Origin of the sequence: Rickettsia endosymbiont of Ixodes scapularis (assembly GCF_000160735.1) — a bacterium.
GTDB classification, from domain to species: domain Bacteria; phylum Pseudomonadota; class Alphaproteobacteria; order Rickettsiales; family Rickettsiaceae; genus Rickettsia; species Rickettsia tamurae.
In genome coordinates this window covers 998083-999802 of the sequence record NZ_CM000770.1, presented here as the reverse complement: position 1 = coordinate 999802, position 1720 = coordinate 998083, and the positions used below count along the sequence as shown (strand labels likewise).

Genomic DNA, 1720 nt, shown 5'->3' with positions numbered 1-1720 from the left:
CTATTGCATTATTTCCTAGTATTGATCAAAGTCTAAAAAGCGAAAATGCCGATGAGGCTTATAATTTAGATAATTTGATATGTAGAACTATTAGAAGCATCAAAAACGCTAATATTGATATCGGTATAATATGCGATGTAGCACTTGATCCTTATACTACACATGGTCATGACGGTATTGTGTATCACGGGGAAGTTGATAATGATAAATCAGTAAGAGCCTTGTGTAATCAAGCATTAGTACTAGCAAAAGCCGGAGTAGATATTGTTGCACCTTCTGATATGATGGATGGAAGAATCGGGGCAATAAGGGAATATCTTGACAAAGAGGGGTTTATAAATGTTGGAATTCTTGCTTATGCCGCTAAATATGCTTCAAGCTTTTACGGTCCGTTTCGTGAGGCAGTTAGAAGCACTCAAAAGAATTATTTAGATAAATCAAGCTATCAAATGGATGTGCGTAATATTAAGGAAGCAATGCTTGAGATTGAGCATGATATAGCAGAGGGAGCCGATATGGTTATGGTGAAGCCTGGTATGCCGTTTTTGGATGTTATTCGTGAAGCGGCAAATAATTTTAATGCTAAAATTTTTGCATATCAGGTTAGCGGAGAATATGCAATGTTAAAATTTGCAGCAGAAGCAGGGGCGATTGATTGGGAGAGAGCTTTGATGGAGTCATTAATTAGTTTTAAACGTGTCGGTGCAACAGGTATATTTACATATGCAGCTCTTGAAGTAGCTGAAATATTAAAGAACAATAAAATTAAGTAGAAAACGGCTTCTATCCTTGATATAAAATAAATAATATGTTTTATAATTATATCAAAATTATCAATATAAAGAGGCGAGGATGAGGCGAGGATGACTCAAAATAAGAAATCAGTATTTAAAGGTTGGAATTTTTTAAAGCCTAAAGGAGGCGGAGCTAATAAAGTAGGAGAGCATGGCGGTGTATATCAAAGCTCAGACGGTAAAATTACGGCGATGATAAAAAAAGAGGCTTCAAGCTCAAAAAATATAGCCGAGTTTTTAGGATCTCAATTTTTTGAAGCTATAAGTCCCAGAAATGGAGCAAAGGTTAATTTAATTGCTCCTGATGATTTTAATAAATCTAAAGCTGTTGATTCGCAAATATATGTCAAATCTGAATTTTTTGAGAATTATAGTAGCGATATGTATGTGGACATGGATAAACATATGTCTGCTAAAACTAAACCGAGTTCTTGGTTTAGAAAGGACGGCGGTAGACCGCTTTTTATGGGGGCTAGAAATAAATTATTTAGAACCTTAGAAAATGCTTTTAAGGAAATTAAGTATCAGAACTTTGAAAACATTATGCCGGCAAGTTTATTGATCGGCGATTTTGATATACATGTTGGAAATATAGGAGTTATCAGAGATCAAAAAAATCCAAAAACTTTACCTAAATTAGTAAGAATTGATTTTGCCGGTAGTTTTGATAATTTAACAAATAATATCTATCCGCATTCAAGAGCCAAACATTTGCCTGGATTCGGTCCCACTAACCATTTTAGAGAATTTCCTTCTAATTTAAGAACAAAAAATCCTAATTTTGCCGATAGCTTACTTGCAGTTTCTAAAATTGATTTAAGCAAAACTATTGATAAAAGTTTTGATGAATTAACTAAATATTATAGTAATGAAGCAATTGCAGAATTTGCAAAACAAGCGATGCCAAAGAAATTTAATAATAAAAA

The 1720-nt window shown here is 33.5% G+C and carries 1 protein-coding gene and 1 pseudogene; both read left to right on the top strand.

From position 1 onward, the window contains the following. On the top strand, nucleotides 1-773 hold a 773-nt coding region (gene hemB, locus REIS_RS05030), incomplete at its 5' end, for a porphobilinogen synthase (protein WP_040614712.1). 90 nt (nucleotides 774-863) lie between these two features. Beyond that, a pseudogene (locus tag REIS_RS12650) lies at nucleotides 864-1720 on the top strand (hypothetical protein); the annotation flags it as partial.